This window comes from Empedobacter brevis NBRC 14943 = ATCC 43319, assembly GCF_000382425.1.
GTDB lineage: Bacteria > Bacteroidota > Bacteroidia > Flavobacteriales > Weeksellaceae > Empedobacter > Empedobacter brevis.
This window is the reverse complement of sequence record NZ_KB908292.1, coordinates 82956-101623: the sequence shown is the minus strand read 5'-3', so window position 1 is coordinate 101623 and position 18668 is coordinate 82956. Positions and strand designations below refer to the sequence as shown.

At 30.2% G+C, this 18668-nt stretch carries 17 protein-coding genes; 16 read left to right on the top strand and 1 reads right to left on the bottom strand.

All coding sequences use genetic code 11. From position 1 onward, the window contains the following. The first annotated feature begins 46 nt into the window (after positions 1-46). The 7 genes from H277_RS0103760 to H277_RS0103730 all read left to right on the top strand — a co-directional run bounded on the left by H277_RS0103760 (position 47) and on the right by H277_RS0103730 (position 6863). Positions 47-1231 (top strand): glycosyltransferase, encoded by a 1185-nt coding sequence (locus H277_RS0103760; RefSeq protein WP_019974245.1) that lies wholly within the window; start codon positions 47-49, stop codon positions 1229-1231. Continuing rightward, a complete protein-coding gene (locus tag H277_RS0103755) occupies positions 1218-2129 on the top strand; it encodes a glycosyltransferase family A protein (RefSeq protein ID WP_019974244.1) in 912 nt (303 codons plus the stop codon). The genes H277_RS0103760 and H277_RS0103755 overlap by 14 nt, the downstream gene beginning before the upstream one ends. 174 nt (positions 2130-2303) lie before the next feature. After that, positions 2304-3359 carry an acyltransferase family protein gene (locus tag H277_RS0103750; protein WP_019974243.1) on the top strand — a complete coding sequence of 352 codons (1056 nt, stop codon included), beginning with the start codon at positions 2304-2306 and terminating at the stop codon, positions 3357-3359. 1 nt (position 3360) lies between these two features. Beyond that, positions 3361-4236 carry a UbiA prenyltransferase family protein gene (locus H277_RS0103745; RefSeq protein WP_019974242.1) on the top strand — a complete coding sequence of 292 codons (876 nt, stop codon included), beginning with the start codon at positions 3361-3363 and terminating at the stop codon, positions 4234-4236. Continuing rightward, complete coding sequence (locus H277_RS0103740) at positions 4226-5548, top strand: FAD-binding oxidoreductase (protein WP_019974241.1); 1323 nt, start codon at positions 4226-4228, stop codon at positions 5546-5548. Before H277_RS0103745 ends, H277_RS0103740 begins: the two co-directional genes overlap by 11 nt. Next, positions 5545-6270 (top strand): SDR family NAD(P)-dependent oxidoreductase, encoded by a 726-nt coding sequence (locus H277_RS0103735; protein ID WP_019974240.1) that lies wholly within the window; start codon positions 5545-5547, stop codon positions 6268-6270. Before H277_RS0103740 ends, H277_RS0103735 begins: the two co-directional genes overlap by 4 nt. Then, positions 6270-6863, top strand: a complete 594-nt coding sequence (locus H277_RS0103730; protein WP_019974239.1) for an HAD-IB family phosphatase — start codon at positions 6270-6272, stop codon at positions 6861-6863. Before H277_RS0103735 ends, H277_RS0103730 begins: the two co-directional genes overlap by 1 nt. Before the next feature lie 136 nt (positions 6864-6999). Here H277_RS0103730 and H277_RS0103725 read toward each other — a convergent pair whose 3' ends face one another. Then, positions 7000-8355: a hypothetical protein gene (locus H277_RS0103725; protein WP_244874872.1), complete on the bottom strand. Its 1356-nt coding sequence runs from the start codon at positions 8353-8355 to the stop codon at positions 7000-7002. A 326-nt stretch (positions 8356-8681) separates the two neighbouring features. Between H277_RS0103725 and H277_RS0103720 the strand changes: the two genes are divergently transcribed. The 9 genes from H277_RS0103720 to H277_RS20370 are packed head-to-tail and all read left to right on the top strand — an operon-like array spanning position 8682 to position 18668. Continuing rightward, complete coding sequence (locus H277_RS0103720) at positions 8682-9821, top strand: glycosyltransferase (RefSeq protein ID WP_019974237.1); 1140 nt, start codon at positions 8682-8684, stop codon at positions 9819-9821. A gap of 2 nt (positions 9822-9823) precedes the next feature. Then, a complete protein-coding gene (locus tag H277_RS0103715; RefSeq protein ID WP_019974236.1) occupies positions 9824-10375 on the top strand; it encodes a serine O-acetyltransferase in 552 nt (183 codons plus the stop codon). Positions 10376-10379: 4 nt separating this feature from the next. Next, entirely contained in the window at positions 10380-11447 is a 1068-nt protein-coding gene (locus H277_RS0103710) for a glycosyltransferase (protein WP_026357393.1), read from the top strand. Next, positions 11444-12433: a glycosyltransferase family 2 protein gene (locus H277_RS0103705; RefSeq protein ID WP_019974234.1), complete on the top strand. Its 990-nt coding sequence runs from the start codon at positions 11444-11446 to the stop codon at positions 12431-12433. Before H277_RS0103710 ends, H277_RS0103705 begins: the two co-directional genes overlap by 4 nt. Positions 12434-12439: 6 nt before the next feature. Then, entirely contained in the window at positions 12440-13558 is a 1119-nt protein-coding gene (locus H277_RS0103700; RefSeq protein ID WP_019974233.1) for an EpsG family protein, read from the top strand. After that, the gene (locus H277_RS0103695) at positions 13543-14295 is read left to right on the top strand and encodes a glycosyltransferase family 2 protein (protein ID WP_019974232.1); all 753 of its coding nucleotides are present in this window, start codon (positions 13543-13545) and stop codon (positions 14293-14295) included. The genes H277_RS0103700 and H277_RS0103695 overlap by 16 nt, the downstream gene beginning before the upstream one ends. Beyond that, positions 14282-15385 carry a glycosyltransferase family 4 protein gene (locus H277_RS0103690; RefSeq protein ID WP_019974231.1) on the top strand — a complete coding sequence of 368 codons (1104 nt, stop codon included), beginning with the start codon at positions 14282-14284 and terminating at the stop codon, positions 15383-15385. The genes H277_RS0103695 and H277_RS0103690 overlap by 14 nt, the downstream gene beginning before the upstream one ends. 2 nt (positions 15386-15387) lie before the next feature. Then, the gene (locus H277_RS0103685; protein ID WP_081623186.1) at positions 15388-16182 is read left to right on the top strand and encodes a polysaccharide biosynthesis/export family protein; all 795 of its coding nucleotides are present in this window, start codon (positions 15388-15390) and stop codon (positions 16180-16182) included. A 2-nt stretch (positions 16183-16184) separates the two neighbouring features. Next, positions 16185-18668, top strand: coding sequence for an exopolysaccharide transport family protein (locus H277_RS20370; protein ID WP_019974229.1), 2484 nt, complete (start codon positions 16185-16187; stop codon positions 18666-18668).

Sequence of the window (18668 nt, the reverse complement as noted above, 5' to 3'; positions counted from 1 at the left end):
TTCAATTCAAACTCAATGTTGTATTTTTGTCCATTAAACTAACCAAATGTCTAATCAACCTAAAAAAATAAAAGTACTTTTTAGGCTTCGTTCGCTAGAAATGGGCGGAGTGCCGAGAGTAGTTTTAGACTTATTACGAAACTTGCCCAAAGATAAATTCGATTTCACGTTGATGCTTAATTTGTATCAAGGAGAATTGATAAAAGATATCCCAGCTGATATAAAGTTAATTGTAGTAGAAAATGGAAAAGAACAGATGAGTTCTAATCCGTTTATTCAAAAAATACAATTGGTTTGGAGAAGGCTTAAATTAGAAGTTTATAATCAATTTCCTTCTATTTTATATCAATTGAAAGTTCCGGAAAAATATGATATTGAAGTTTCTCCTGGTTATGCAGAATTTGATATGGTGCTTAATTCACCTGATAAATCTTCACGTAAAATAGGCTGGTTTCATACCGATGTTGGTTATGACAAGGATAAACAACGTGTTTTGAGTAGGATTGAAAAAATGAAACGTTTTGATTTCATGATTTTTGGCTCAAAACAAACACGTCAGGTGATTGATGATCTGTACCAAGTCACCTATCCCAAATCGACAGTGATTTATAATGTGATAAAAGTAGACGAAGTACTGAATAAAGCAGATCTTTTCGAATATTCTTATAAAACTGATTTTCCTGTCTTTTCTTCGATGGGGCGTTTGCATTCGCGCAAAGGTTACCATACCTTAATGAAAGTGCATAAACAATTGTTAGACGATGGTTTTAAACACATTATTGCAGTGATAGGCGGAGGGAATGAAATGGAAAATTTGATGAGTCAACGCAAAGAATTGAATGTTGAAGATTCATTTTTGCTGTTGGATTCTCAAACCAATCCTTATCCTTACATTAAGGCATCAGATTATTTTATTTTACCAACACAATCAGAATCTTATCCACTTGTGATAGGAGAAGTAATGTGTATGCAAAAACCAATTATTTCGACAAATGTAGGCGGGATAGCTGAAATGATTGAGGATGGAGTTGATGGTGTATTGATCAACTATGATGAACAAGAAATGTACGATGCAATGAAATCTTTTATGACAGATCAGGATTTGATCCAAAAAATCACAGAAGGTACAGCAACAGCGTATCAAAAATTTGATGAGCAAAAGATTTATCGTAAAGTTTCTGAAGTTTTTGAACAACAATATCAAATCAAACTTGAAAATGAACGAGGTTAAAATCACAATTGTTACACCTTCGTATAACCGTGCGCATACCTTAACGAGAGTATATGATTCGTTGAAAAATCAAACATTTAAGAATTTTAAATGGATGATTATGGATGATGGTTCTACTGATAATACAAAAGAAATTGTTGAAAACTTTAAATCAGAAGGTTTAATGGATATTGAGTATTTCTGGAATAAAAATCAACATAAATTTATCACGGTCTTTGAAGGTATAAAAAAAGTGGCTTCAAAATATTTTATGATTGTAGATTCGGATGATTCATATCCATACAATTCGTTACAAGTTTTATTTGATGAGGTTGAACAAATCGAAAATCAGTATGAATATATTTCTGTGATGGGATTGTCACAATATACAGATGGAAAAATTGTTGGAAATCAATACCCGAACAATGGTTTTGATGGCTCTATTTTCGATATGCGCTATAAGTATAAAGTACGTGGAGATAAGTTTGGAATCTTTATAACAAAGACTTATCAACAATTGTTGAAAAACTTTGATTATTCATCTTTTAAGCACAAAGGATATATTCCGCAATCGGTATTTTTTAATACTTATGATGCTAATGGAATGAAAACTAGATTTGTTAATAAAGTTGTTCGTAACTATCATTTAGATGAATCGGATGAAAACTCTGTTTCGAATACACGTTGGAGTGGAAAAAACACTTTTGGATTAATGGAAGGTTATCGTTCATTTCTAAATTCTTATGGAACAAAACTTTTTGGCTATCCGAAAACTTTGATTCGTAACTTAGTTGGGTATCAAGTGTATTCTATGTTTAATGATAAAAGTCTTTTTGAAATAAATAAAGGATTGAATCATTTCAAATTATTATCAGTGATACTTTACCCATTAAGTATGATGTATTATAAATTGAAGTAATTAACATTACTAAAAAATAAAATGTTTATTGACACAAACAACAATACATTTTAATCTACGATTTGTATAATAAACAGCTAAATGCATTACGCAAAAGTTACTGTTTTAAAATCTAACCAATGAAAGAAGGAGCCAATTATTAAAGATTGGCTTCAATTAACTAATAGCCAGCCTATGATAAATAAAGACAGAATTAAAGTTTTTGATACAATGCGCGTACTGGCTATATTAATGGTCTTTGTACATCATTATTATAGCTCGAGTAATTTTCCTGAATTAGGAGATTTATCGTATTTCGGAATGCTAGGTGTGCCCTTATTCTTTATAATTTCGGGATTTGTAATCAGCTTAACATTAGAGCGTACAGATAATTTTAAAACTTATCTAAAGAATAGATTTATAAGGTTATCTCCAGCAATGATAATCTGTTCGACGTTAACCTTTACCTTTTTTGCATTTCTTTATACCGGTGAAGGTTATGAAAATTCAAAAAATAGTTGGAATTATTTGATAGCTAACACTTTTATAGATCCCCATGTATTTAATTTATACTCAGGAAAATTAAAATATTATTATTTAGACAATGCTTATTGGAGCCTCTGGGTAGAGGTTTGTTTTTATATTATAATAGGATTTTTATATTTTATGAATAAAACTAAATATCTCTTGTATTTTATCATATTATGTGCGATTATGATGCCATTACAAATGATCTTTTATTCACATACTACACGTCCTTTTTTATTGAATTACTTTTCTGAAAGTCAGCTTGACTACTATAAACTTATTGCACGATGTTTAGTTCTTTTTAATGAATGTATTTGGTTTATAATAGGTATGTTTTTACTTCAGCTTTATCAAACAAAAAATAAGAATTTCTTATATATTATTATATTTTTATTAGGGCTGACTGTTTTAAAAGAGCGAAATCTGGAAGTGATTCTATTTGATTTTTTTATTTTATTATTTATCATAACATTTGTCTACAAACCGGAAAAATTGAGATTTTTGGAACAGCCTATTTTACTAAAAATAGGTGCAGCTTCTTATTGTATGTATTTGATTCATTATCATATAGGTGTTGTGTTTGTGAGGTATTTAGACGAAAATTTAAAACTAGGTTATTTATCACCTCTGATAGTGATTATCGCTGTGATTATTTTTGGATTGTTTTGTTATGAATTATTTGAGAAGAAACTAATTAAACTTTATAAAAGAATATTAAAATAAAATGAAAAACTATCTAAAACTTATGCGAGTGAATCAATGGGTGAAAAATTTATTTGTTTTTTTACCTGTTTTTTTCTCGGGAAAATTATTTGACATTGATTTGTTTATCGAATCATTTTATGGATTTCTTATTTTTTCTTTTGTAGCGAGTAGTATTTATATTATCAATGATTATGTTGACATAGAAAAAGATAAAAAACATCCGGAGAAAAAAAATAGACCCTTGGCAAGTGGAAAGATTTCGAAAAAAAACGCACTTGTTTTATTTTTTGTATTAGTTGTTTTTTCCTCAATTTTAATTTTTCTTTTTGGCAATAAACAAGTTGCAATTCTTGTTGCGATTTATTTCTTCATGAATTTAGCGTATTCGTTCAAACTAAAACAAATTGCAATTTTAGATGTAATGATCATCGCTTTAGGTTTCTTGCTAAGAGTCTTTGTAGGAGGATACATGACAGGAATTCTAATTACGGATTGGACCATCTTATTGGTTTTTGATTTAGCCCTTATTTTAGCACTAGGTAAACGAAGAGGAGAATTAATTAATGCCGATTTAGAGGGGATTACGAGAAAGTCCCTTGATGGTTATAACCTTAATTTTCTTAATTCGGCCTTGTCGATTACGTGCACTGTTGCAGTCATTTGTTACATGATGTTTATACTTTCTCCGGAAACACAATCCAAGTTTCATCATTATATTGTTTATACTTTTGTCTTTGTTTTTGCTGCTGTTTTGCGCTATTTGCAACAGACGTTTGTATATTTAAAAACAGAATCTCCTACCAAATTAATTTTTAAAGATCATTTTTTACAGTTCTTAATTATCATGTGGGGAATTAGTTACATTTTATTGATTTATTTTAATAATGGAAAATAAAAAATTAACTCCAATAGCGAATTGGGGACTTTATCCATCTATAAAAGCAAATGTTGTTTCTCCGACGACGATTCTAGAATTTCAGGAAGCAATTCTTTCAAATGAAGAATTAATTGCTCGTGGAAACGGACGTTGTTATGGAGATGCTTCGTTACAACATACAGTAATTTCTACTTCCAGCTGGAATAAATTTATTGAGTTTGACAGAGAAAATGGAATTATTGAAGTAGAATCTGGCGTTTTATTGTCTGATATTTTAGAAGTTTCAATTCCTTCAGGTTTCTTTATTTCTGTAACACCGGGGACAAAATTTATTACAATTGGAGGAGCAATAGCTTCGGATGTTCATGGCAAAAACCATCATATTGATGGATGCTTTTCGGATCATTTAATTCATTTTGATTTGATGATTGAGAACGGAGATATTTTACGTTGCTCCAGAAATGAAAATACAGCATTATTTTGGTCAACAATAGGAGGAATGGGTTTGACAGGTGTTGTTCTTTCCGCACGGTTCATGTTGAAAAAAATTGAAACCGCTTATATTCGGAATGAAGCTATTCAAGCTAAAAATTTAGACGAAATTTTTGAGTTATTTGAATCTTCAGAGTCTTGGACCTATAATGTTGCCTGGTTAGATTGCCTTCAAAAAGGTGCAAATTTAGGAAAATCAATTATGTTACGTGGTGAACACGCAACGTTAGAAGAGTTGCCTGAGAAATTAAAGAAAAATCCTTTGTCAATTAAAAAGAAATTGAATTTAAATATTCCTTTTTTCTTTCCGAATTTCGCACTGAATCCTCTCTCTATTAAGATGTTTAATTGGTTGTATTTTAATAAACAAGGGAAAAAGCATGTGAAAAATTATGTCGATTACGAAACATTTTTTTATCCATTAGATGCTGTTCATAATTGGAATCGGATTTATGGACAAAACGGATTTATTCAATACCAATTTGTTATTCCAAAAGAACGAGGAAAAGAAGGAATGCGAAAAATATTGGAAACGATTGCGGCAAGTGGAAATGGCTCTTTTTTAGTTGTTTTGAAGTTATTTGGAGAGCATAATCCACAGGCGTATAATTCTTTTCCAATGAAAGGCTATACGTTGGCTTTAGACTTTAAAGTGAATGGTAAATTGGAAAAATTAATTGCAAGTTTAGATAAAATTGTGATGGACTATGGAGGGCATATTTACCGCACGAAAGATGCCATGTCTAATCCGGCATTAACAGATTATTTGAAAAACATCGAATCTTCAAAATTTGAGTCGATGCAAAATGAACGTATCAATAGATTTAAGCAAAAATGATAGTAATAGGATCAAACTCAGATATAGCAGTAGCTTTTGTAGAAAAGGTTTTGAAAGAAGGAAAACGTTTTCCAATGGTTTATTTATTCACTTCCAGTGTCGAAAAAACAACGAAGTTGGCTCAGCATTTTTTTGCAAAATATGAACAACAGTGCGAGATTGTTGAATTCGATTTGATGAAAGAAAATGATTGGACCAAATTAAATCACATAGATTCTGAATTATTATTTTGCGCAGCAGGTTATTTAGGAAAAAGCTCTGAAGAAGGTTTATATGACGATTGGAACACGAAACAAATTGTAGAAATTAATTATGCTAAACTCATAGTATTGATCAATTATTTTGCAAAAAAATTTGAAGCGAAAAAATCAGGAACTATCATAGGATTGTCTTCTGTGGCTGGTGAACGAGGACGTCAAAGTAATTTTATTTATGGTTCAGCAAAAGCAGGTTTTACAGCTTATTTAGCAGGACTAAGAAATTATTTATTTCATAAAAAAGTTCATGTATTAACTGTCATCCCCGGGTTTATGGATACACAAATGACGGCTGATATCCAAACACCTAAACCATTAACGGCTCAACCGGATGAAGCAGCACATATTATTTATAAAGCATATACAAAAAAGAAAAATGTGGTGTATGTTACATTTGTGTGGTGGGGAATTATGATGATTATACGAAATATTCCTGAGTTTATTTTTAAAAAACTAAAAATGTAATGAACCGTAATTTATATCTTTTTGATTTTGATGGAACATTGACGAAAAAAGATACTTTATTCGATTTTCTAAAATTTAGTTTTCCATCACTTTACTTGAAACAATTTATTCTTTTTATTCCTCTTTTTGCTTTATCAAAATTAAAAGTTATTGATGCAGGAAAAGTAAAAGAGCAGTTTGTAGGGAGCTTTGTTAAAGGTAAATCTTATACTGAAATCAATCAATTGGCTCAAAATTATTTTGAAAAAAATCATGAAAATTTGATTTACTCGAAAGCAGATGAATATATAAAATCATTGAGTAATTATAATGATAAATTTATTGTTTCGGCTTCAGTCGATTTCTGGCTTCAACCTTTTGCTGATTATTATGAAATGGGATTGATCTGTACCCAAGCCAAATTGGATGAAAAAGGGTTTTATACAGGGGATTTCGTTTCACCAAATTGCAATCATCACGAGAAGAAAAATAGAATCGAGAAAGAAATCGATTTGTCATTGTATGATGAAATTATTGCCTTTGGAGATACAAAAGGGGATGAAGCGATGTTTTCTCTTGCATCAACATCTAATTTTAGGTATTTTACTGATTAAACAATTAAAACCAGAAGTATATGTTTTTGTATTAGAGAATGGAAAAACTTATAAAATAATTAAGAAATAATGAGAAATTAGTTCTTAAATAATGTCTATCTCAATTTTGAAATAGACATTATTTTTTAGCATTATTTTAATAGAAATATTCACCAATCAGCTGCATTCCAAATGTTTGTGTTAAAGCAATGTAAGCGATATTATATAAAATTTGTTTGTCTTTTATATTAATCAATAAAAGAATAAAATAAGGATAAATAAATAAACAAGCTCTTGCTGTTTCTCCTGTTCCATAGGCTCCCATTATAAACATTAGTCCTAAAGAAATAAAAGCAATCATAGGAATAATAAAGTTGATGTTTGATGTCTTAAGGTTGAACACTTTGCTTCTAAATAAGTAAGCAAAAAAAGCAAATGAAAGAAATAATAAAATTTCACTAATGCATTCGATCCGAGTAAAAAAGTAGATGAATGGTTGATCAAAACCTCTGAAACCTCTTGGATTTTCTGATTTTGAAGCGTTAAAAAATGCTTCTATATGATTGTAATTTAAAGAGACATATAAAACTACTAAGATGAATAAGAATAAAATTCCGACAATGGAAAAGTTAATAAAAGTATGATAATCTTTTTTGTAGATAATGTTGTATACACAAAAAATAAAGGCCAATGCAGCTAAAAAAGTACCGCCAAATGATATGGAATTAGACAGTGTAAAACCAATTAAAGTGATTAATATACCTTTTATAGTTATCTTTTGAGCTTGATTAATCAGTAATAAACCATATAAAAAGATAAGAGAAAAGGTCAATAAAACAGCATCGATTGAGACCACGGAATATATATTTACTGCAGGAATTAGAGCAAAAATGATCAACAATAAATTTCTGTAAGATTTGGAAACATTTAATAAGCTAAAAATTTTAATAAGGGGGACTATCGCAAATAAACCAATACTTGACATAAACAAAGAAAGTCCTAAAACAGAATGATTTGAAATCTTTAGAAGAATATAATGTAACCATACTGCAAAAGGAGGATGAGTTTTAGAATGCATTAACAAGTTCTCTTGATTTTCGTTGAAGTGCGAAATAAAATCATATCCATTGTCAATTTTAATGGCATCATGATAATACTGAAAGTCTGTGTCAATAAAGGATCTTAAGAAAATATTATGAATAGAACCCTGGGAAAAATTACCAAGTAATATTAAAAGAATGTAACAGATAATTAGAATTGGTGTAGAAAAAGATTCACATTTACGTAATACAAAAAAGCCAAAAATTAAAAATAATATAGCACATAATATGCCTTCTAAGTAGAAAGGAGAAAAATAAACAATACTAATAGGGAACGTTATCCTTGAGCCTGTATAAGTTATATTCTCTGTGATATAGTAATTTAGAGCTAGCATTATAATCCACCCTATCAATAAGAACAGAATAATTTTAAAAGGAGCGGTGTTAAAAATGTTTTTTAATCGATTGTTCATTTTTGTTGAATACTTAGTTTAATTTATAATCAAACTGTTGGTTATGATAACAGTAGAGTTGAAAGCCTAATTTATTATGTCTCAAAAAGTCTTTTTTTAGCTTAGTGCTTTTAGGCTCATTTTCTGAAAGTTGAAAATAATGAAAATGTTTTTTATATCAATATTCCTAATGGGGTGATTTAAGGACGTTGATTTTTTCATAGAAAATAGGTTTAGAACTACAAATATATAGTATTAATTAATTTTTAAGTGAACGAATTCTAATTAGTTATTCTTTTTAAGAAGATAGTTTTGACAAAATGATTACTTTTGCACAAACCTAAACTATGAAAAAGAAAATATTAATACGTATTGGCTCGCTTCGTCATGGAGGTGCGGAAAAAGTATTGATCACTTTTCTAAAGCATCTTTCTCCTGATAAATACGAAATAGATTTATTGTTAAACCTATATTCAGGCAAATACCTGAAAGATGTTCCATCGTGGATTAATGTTTATTACTTAAACAAAGGCGAAATGATTACAACAAACCGCCTTCAGGATATTCCAAAAAAAGCTTACCGTGTCGTTTATCAAGCGATTCTCAAAAGATTTCCGAAATTGCTTTATAACTATATCTTATCAAACAAAAAGTATGATATAGAATTTGCAGCGATACATGGAATAGCGGATGATATTTTGAATTCACCAAATAAATCTTCAAAGAAAATAGTCTGGATCCACAATGATTTATCTAATATTCCTGAATATACAGAAGAACGTTTAAAATTATTTTTCAAGTTTGATAAAATTTTAGTGATTTCAGAAAAAATCAAGCAATTATTTTTAGATATAGCTCCTTCAGTAGAAGATAAAAATAAGATTGCCCGAATTTTTAATCCGATTGATGTTGATGAAATTAAACAATTAGCGGAAGACTCTTGTGAGATAGAAAAAATGGATCATCAATCTACTTTTGTTTCAATTGGAACAGTATTTCCGCAAAAAGGGTTTGACAGATTATTGAGAGCGCACCGTCGTTTATTAGACGAAGGATTTACTCACCAAGTTTGGATTGTCGGCGATGGATATGATTTTCCTAATATCGGAAAATTAGTGAAAGAGCTAAATGTAGATAAAACGGTGAAATTAATCGGTTTTAAGGATAACCCATATCCTTATTTTGTAAAAGCAGATTATTATATTCTTTCTTCCCGTTATGAAGGTTATCCAACAGTTTTGTTTGAAGCGATGGTGCTTGCTAAACCTATTATCGCAACTGATGTTTCAGGTGTGCGAGAAATGTTGAAAAACGGTGAACTTGGACATATTATTCACAATGATGAAAATGCCATTTATGAAGGAATGAAATATTTTATCAATCATCCTGAAATAGCAACAAAATATAAACATATAATTGAATCAAAATCATTACCTTTTGAACTGGATAATGCTGTGAAATCAATTGAATACTATTTAAATGATTAAATATGAAAACAATTATTCAGAAGGATTTTTACCGAAACTTTGGATATTGGACGACTTCTCCTTTCCTAAAAGGATGGATGAGCCCGGGTTTTCGATTTATTTATTGTTTAAGAAAAGCACAACATTACTCAGCCAAGCATCCTCTAGGATTATTTTATCGTTTGTTGTTGCGACGTTATTCCATAAAATATGGTTACCAAATTTCGGCCAAAACAGAAATTGGTCCCGGTTTGAATTTAGGTCATTGGGGGACAGTTGTGGTTAATCCAAAAGCTAAAATTGGTAAAAACTGCAATTTAGCACATGGTGTTACGCTGGGACAAACAAATAGGGGAAAATTGAAAGGTTATCCAATCTTAAAAGATGATGTTTGGGTAGGAACAAATGCGGTGATTGTGGGAGGAATTACAATTGGGAATAATGTATTGATCGCTCCTAATAGCTATGTGACACAAGATGTGCCGGATAATTCAATTGTGACAGGAAATCCGATGACAATTATTTCTAATGAGAGAGCAACAGAAGGATATATAAACAATAGAATAGAGGATTAATTTTTTGAAGACAATACTTTTTATATTACCGGATCTTAATCAGGGAGGCGCAGAACGTGTAATCACAACACTTTGCAATGAGTTGGATAGAACGAAATTCTGTCCAAAACTGGTGTTATTCAAAAAAGAAGGCTATTATTTGAATCATTTAAAAAGTGATGTCGAAATTATAGAATTAAATATTTCCCGTATTCGTTATTCCATTTTTAAAATTATTCCGTTAATCCAAAAGTTAAAACCGGAAATTGTTTTTACAGGTTGGGGTGAAATTTCAGCTTTTTTATCTCCAATTATTCCTTTTTTTTCAAAAACGAAATTTATTACACGCGAAACGAATGTTGTGTCCAAACATGTGACACGTAAAGAAATTTTATTCTTTTATCGTTTTTATAATAATTTTCATCAAATCATTGCGCAGAGCAATGACATGAGAAATGATTTGATTCAAAATTTTAGAATTTCGGAAAACAGAATCGTAAAAATCAATAACCCAGTTGATTTCGATTTGATTAACCGAATGAAAAACGAAAATAATAAGGAGTTGTATGACACGAGCTATAAAAATATAGTGGCGATTGGAAATTTATCTCCACGAAAAGGATTCGATTTGTTGTTAAAAGTTATGAATGAATTAAAGAATGAACCTATTCATTTAACTATTTTAGGGGATGGTGCTTTTAAAGATGAATTAATCCAACAACAAAAGCAATTAAATTTATTGCAGGTAACGTTCAAAGGCAAAGTAGCTAATCCGTTTGCGTATCTCAATTATGCAGATTTGTTTGTACTTTCTTCGCGTTACGAAGGTTTTCCGAATGTCTTGTTAGAAGCAGGAGCTTGCGGGACATATAGCCTGGCAAATAATGCGCCGGGAGGAATTAATGAAATAATTCAAGATGGAATAAATGGAGAAATCTTTCCGATAGAAGATGCAAAAGGTTTCGCTAAAAAAATGAAAGAAATTTTGACTCAAGCTCATTCAAAAGAGACAGTTATAGAGAGCATAGACTCTCGTTTTAGTAAAGAAATAATCATTAAGCAATACGAATCGATTTTTGATCAGATAGAATGACAACCCCACCTAAAATATCAGTAATTGTTCCTGTTTACAACACCGAAAAATATCTTTCGAAATGTTTGGATTCGATTTTGAAGCAAACATTGAAAGATATCGAAGTGATTGTTGTGAACGATGGATCGAAAGACGATTCACAAGCCTTGATTAATCAGTATAAAATTAGAGATTCAAGAATTATTCCGATCATAAAAGAAAACGGAGGTTTGAGTGATGCCCGGAATGTAGGAATCGATAAAGCTTCGGGAGAGTATCTTGCTTTTATTGATTCGGATGATTACATTGATTCTACGATGTTTGAAAAAATGATTGATCTGGCTGAAAAACATAAGTCAGAAATTGTTTTATGTGACTTGGTGAAAGTGAATGAAAATGGAATTGAATTTAGAGATTTACCGCAATCGCCTCAATTACCGGAGAGAATAGTTTTGAAAGATGATTTTTCGATATTTGGAGAAATGAGTTGTTTCGCTTGTAATAAAATATTCAAAAAAGAATTGTTTGTACAACATCGTTTTAAAAAAGGAATTCATTTTGAAGACATTGAATTGATTCCAAAGCTGGTTTTAGATTCGACAATAATCTCTAAAATTAATGAGCCTTTTTACAATTATTTCGAGCGACAGGATTCAATTACAAAATCACATACAGAAAAAGGGCTAGATATGTTTGTTGCTGTTAATGGGGTGACGGATTATTTTTATAACAGTAAATACAATACATTTGTAACGGAGTTAAGACGTTTTCAAATAATTCAAGGATATTATTCCTATTTAGCGTATGTGGCCTATGTAAAAAATAAGGTGTTAAAAAAGAAAATGTTAAGTGTACTTAATGATTTTTTGAAAATGAACCAATTAACACAAAAAGAGCTTAGAGCCTATAAACGATTCGACAAAAACTACTTAAATTCATTATCCTTGAAAAAAAGAATTTATTACCGGCTAGCTTTGATAAACCTTCAATTATTATCTAAATTTTAATTTGTAGTGAGTTTAATTTATTTATTCATATTTGCCTTTCTTCTTGTTGCATCCTTTTTAGAATTTTCAAAAAAGAATGTTAGTAAGCAGCTCTATATATTAATTGTTGTTATTATGTGTTTGACTGCCGGATTGGGATATGCTTTAAGTCCTGATTGGTTGGCATATTATGAAACATTTCATCTTTTATCGGGAATTAATTGGGCAGAATTTAATCGATTTGCTTATATGGCCGGAATGGAAGAAGGGTATCTGGGATTAAATAAAATATTGGTTGATTTTGGATTCGATTTTGGAATGTTAACGCTAATTATTGCAACAGCATCATTGGTTCTGAAAACAACTACATTTTATAAATATGCGGGTTTTCCATTTTTGGTTTTATTCATTTATGCAATGCCAAACTTTATGTTCGAAGAGCATGTACATATTAGACAAGGATTAGCGAATGCAATTGCCATATATTCGATTCGATATGTAATAGACCGTAATTTGATTAAATTTTTAATTTGTTTAGCGATAGGGTTTCAATTTCATGAATCAATAGTGGTATTTGTATTGGCATATTGGATAGCTCCTATGAAATTTGATGAGAAGCTTATAGGATGGTTAGTCGTCTTTGCTATAATAGGATTTTATACAGGTTTAAATTCTATTATAGAAGTTATAATGGATTATATGCCAATTGGGCAAGATAAATTCGAAAGTTATCAGAGTCAGCTATATAATCAGGGAGATGGTGTTGCAATAGGTGATTTTGTTAAAATAGTATCCATTTTGTCAATTATTGTTTATAATAAATATGCTGTAGAAGATAAACTATACTGTTACTTTAGAAATCTTTTTGTGTTTGGTGTTTTGCTGTACTTTTTTTTAGGAAAAGGAATATTTGGAGTCAGGTTACCAGGATTTTATCTGGTTTTTTTAGGATTAACTGTAGGGCGATTAGTATACTCATTTAAAGGAGACGTATTTAAAAGAAACTTTATATACTTAAGTTTTGTCTCTTATACTGTTCTGTTAATTTTTTGGTTTCAAGTCAAACAAGCACATAAATCAAATTTTGCAAATTATAGAACTATTTTTAATAAAGAAGCTGTTTACGGATTATGGAGGTGGAACTAGTATCAATCATAACACCATGTTATAATTCTGAAAGATTTATAGCAGAGACCTATCAGTCGATAAAACAACAAAGTTACCCAAATTGGGAATGGATTATTGTGGATGATTGTTCAACAGATGATTCGGTTCAAACTATTTGCTCATTTAATGATGAAAGAATCAAATTAATCGTCCAAAAAAGTAATCAAGGCGCTGCAAGTGCTAGAAATTTAGCTTTGAGTAAAGCTAAAGGAAGATACATGACATTTATTGACAGTGATGACTTATGGTTGCCCAAATTTTTAGAAACAACAATTAACTATTTAAAAAGGGAGAATGAAAGTTTAGTTTATACGAGCTATAAACGAGTAGATGAGAATTTAAAGCCATTGTTAGAGGATTTCATAGCAATTGATAAAGTAGATTATAAAAGAATTCTTTACAATTGCCCAATTCCTATGCTAACTTCTGTATATGACTCTTCTGTAATAGGAATAGTAGAGTTTCCGAAAGTAGAATTGAGAGAAGACCATGCAATGTGGATTCAATTATTAAAAAAAATAAAATATGGCAGAGCTATTGAAGAATCATTAGCTATTTATAGGATTAGAGAAAATTCGGTGTCGAGAAATAAATTAAATATTGCCTTGAGACAATATGATGTATATAGGAAATTTTTGAAAATGAATTTTCTTCAATCGTCTTATTATACTTTTTTTTGGGCTTTAAATGGATTAAAAAAATATGGAAAACTTTAAATTATTAGAATACTTGTATACACTCAGTATTTCACCTATCTATATAAATATTTTTGGTGCATATTTTTTTGCATTAATTATTACATTGATTTCTATTCCAAAAATTATCAGGATTTCGTATAAAAAACAATTGATGGATGTCCCTGGGGAAAGGAGTTCTCATATAAATAAAGTTCCCACTTTAGGAGGAGTAGCTTTATTTTTCGGGATAGTTGTTTCCACTTCTATTTTTGCAACAGACTTAGGGGTTAATTATTCCTTTTTTTTATCAGCAATTACCATCCTTTTTTTTATAGGTTTAATGGACGATCTTTTAGTTGTGGCTCCAGACAAAAAGCTTTATGGGCAAATCGTGAGTACAATTTTAATTATATTTGGATCAGGTATTATGATCAATTCCTTTTCCGGATTATTCGGGATTTATAAAATACCATACTTTATAGGCGTGTTGCTTACAATATTTGTATTCATTGTTCTAATTAATGCGTATAATTTGATCGACGGAATAGATGGGCTTGCAGCAGGAATAGGAATTGTAATTTGTTTGTGCTTTGTTTATATATTTTATCGGATTTTTGATTACGGGATTGGGATACTAGCTGTTAGTACGCTTGCTGTTTTATTAGGTTTTGGACGGTATAATCTTTCAAAAAAATTCAAAATATTTATGGGGGACACAGGATCAATGGTTATTGGATTTATCTTGACTTTTATGGCCATTCGCTTTTTATACATAAGCGAAACATCTAATTTAGGATTAAAAACGGGTCCGGTAATTTTACTTTTTATATTTGTGATCCCTATTTTAGATACGCTTTATGTATTTACAATAAGGATTTTGAGAAAAAGAAGCCCCTTTTCCCCGGATAAAAATCATTTGCATCATCAATTTTTGAAATTAGGATTCAACCATTTACAAACTTCAATTATTCTTGTATTAATTAACATTTTTTTTATAATCGTTGGGTATTATTTTAGAAATATTGAAATTAATCAACTATTTTTGATTTTTGTTGTTCTATCAACTAGCTTTGTGCTATCTCTTAGGTATATTGTAATATTAAAAAATAATAGAAAAATATCATTATAAAAATGCTTAACTTAAAATCAACTTTAACCAAAACCGCTATTCTATTGATAATATTGAACTTGTTTTCATGTATATCTCTAAAGGATATTCAATTAATTCAGCCAGATCAAAATCTGAAATTAGATTCAAAAGGAAAAATTGCTTTCGATAAACCTGAATATTATATTCAGAAAGGGGATCGAGTATTAATAAATATTTCAAGTGCTTCAAATACTTCAATGGGCATTCTTAACGATTTTATTTCTTCAGGAAATCGAACTTTTGCTCAAGGTGAAAATGCAGGAGTATTAGTGCGAAAAGACGGAAATATTGAATTACCAAGAATTGGAGATGTTTACCTAGAAGGTCTTACAATAGAACAAGCTCGTAAAAAAATCCAAGATGAATTTTATAAAATATATGATGAAAAGGGAACTTTCATCGACGTAAATTTAGCAGGTATTGAATATACGATTGTAGGTGAAGTACAGCAAGGTGCTTATAGGGCCAATAAAAGAGATTTGACTATTTTAGAAGCTTTTGCAAAAACCGGAACGAATAATATTTATGCGGATTTAAAAAATGTACGCATCATCAGAACTGATTTGGACGGGACAAAACAAGTGTATGTAGATTTAACAAAAGAATCCATTATGAATTCAGAATATTACTGGATTCAAAACAATGATATCATAGTAGTAAATCCTCGTAAAGAGAAAGTATGGGGCGTAGGGCTTAATCCTTTAACAGTTGTAACCACTGTGATGGGGGCTATTGCAACAATTCTAGGCGTTTATTTATTTTTTGATAAAATTTAGAAATGGCAAATACAACAGATAATCAAAAAAATAAGAAAAAACAATCTGATTTTATTGATATAGAAAGATTGATTCCTAGGTTGCTTAATGCTTGGCCATTGTATATTATTTCAATATTAATAGCATTAGCTGTAGCCTATTATTTGAATAATTGGAAACTAAATAGAATCTATTCAGCGAATACAACTTTTAAGATTAAGGATAATAATTCGTCAAATAATTCATTGGCCTCAAATTCAATTAACTTTATTTGGGGAGGGAATGCCAATAAAATAGATGGACTAACTTATACGCTGTCTTCTCGTATTCACAATGAAAAAGTTGTTAAGAAAACAGAATCTTATATTTTTTATACAGAGGAGGGAAGGTTAAAAAAGTCAAGTATTTATAAATTAGATGCTCCATTTCATGTTCATATTGATACATTACATCAACAAGTGGCAAATGTTGAAATTAAAGTAAAGCCAAAAGATCATAATTCATTTTATTTTGAAGTAGAGAATAATAAAGGATCTCTCTATAATTTTTCAAAAGATAGTATTATCAAATCGGATCTCATCAATCTTCCAAAAATAGGTTATTATAACCAATGGATGGTTGGGCGCAATTATAAAATGAAATTAACTCGTTCTACTGTTCCTTTTTCAGAAAGTACAATTTCTTTCAAATTGGTTACCATTAAAGATGCGACATCAAGAGCAACTAGAAATTTCAATGTAACAAACCCTTCTAAAATATCAAGCATCATATCTGTTTCTAAAAATGCTGAAAGTTTAAATGAAGCAGTAGATTTATTGAATAACTCCATTCAGGTTCTAATAGAAAACGAGCTATCAGAAAGAAATCTGTCTGCCTTCAAAACACGTAAGTATTTACAAGAAAGAATTGCAGCTGTAAAACTTAAGCTAGATAGTGCAACTGATAATCTACAAGAACTACAGAAAAGAACAGGAGTTTATAATTTTGATACTAAAAAAGGAGAGCTTTTAGGAAAATTGACATCTCTAGACAAAGAACGTGTACTTGTTGAAGAAAGAATAAATGCTTTACATAGATTAATGCCTAAAAAATCGAGTAGTGTTGATAATTTGATAGCACTTAATATTGCGGGGCTCGATGTTTCTTATTACATGACAAATGTTGATCAATTGGATAATCTTGAAAATCAAAGAGAACAGATGTTGAAGGTTTTTAAACCGAATACTGATGAAATTAGAGAAATTGATCGTCAATTAGCTAAAACAAGAAACAATATTTCAAACGTTGTCAATGCTCATCTGCAAAAACTGAATACAGATTTATCCATGATTAATGGTAAGTTGGCAGAATCAGAGTTTAAGGCAAAAGATTTACCTTATGAAGAAATTGAATTCGTTGAAGCAAACCGTGGATTCGAAATAAATAGTACAATGTATTCAACCTTAATTAATCAGTTGAATACTACTGATTTGTCTTTGGCGTCTATTGTTTCTGATATCACAATTATAGATCCTGCTAAAAATCAGGGTCAAGGTTCTATTTACCCAAATCCGCAGCGCAATTATTTAATCGCCTTAGGTATTGGTTTACTGATCCCTTTAGTATATGTTGTAATTAAAGAATTACTAGATTTTAAAGTGCGCGTTTTGAAAGACATTACAAGTCGTACAAGTATTCCGATTATAGGATTAGTTGGGCCTTTAGGAGATAACTCTCCATTGGTTGTTATCAATAATCCAAAATCAGGTATTTCAGAATCGTTCAGATCTATTCGTTCAAACCTGAAATATTTATATAAGAATCCGGCTCTTAATGAACAGAATAAAACAATTTTGGTGACATCGTTTATCGGAGGAGAAGGTAAAACTTTCAATGCGATGAATATTGCAAGTTCTTTAGGGTCTATGGATAAAAAAACAGTATTGATTGGATTAGATTTGCGTAAACCGAAAATTTTTGACGATTTTAACATCAACAATAAAATTGGGGTTACAGATTATGTTGCAGGAGATTTAGATGTGAATAATATTACTCAACGTACCATTTTACCCAACTTGGATATTATTACAGCAGGACCAATTCCTCCAAATCCATCAGAGTTGATTTTAAGTAAAAGAATGGATCAATTGTTTACAGAATTGAAAGAGAAATACGAATATGTCATTATAGATTCTCCTCCTATTGGATTAGTAACAGATTCGTATGATTTGATGCGTTATGCAGACTGTACTTTATATGTAACACGCTATAATTACTCAGAGAAAAACTTTATCAATGCTATCTCGAATAAATACGATGAGGGCGAGGTGTCAAATGTTGGAATTATATTCAATGATTTCCAAATCAAAACAGGTTACGGTTATGGCTATGGCTATGGCTACGGTTATGGTTATGGCTACGGTTATGGCTACGGTTATGGTTATTTTGCAGGAGATGAGAATTTTGACAATTCATCTTTCGGAAAAATGAAACGATTGGCTTCTCGAATTAAAAGTAAATTCTTTTAA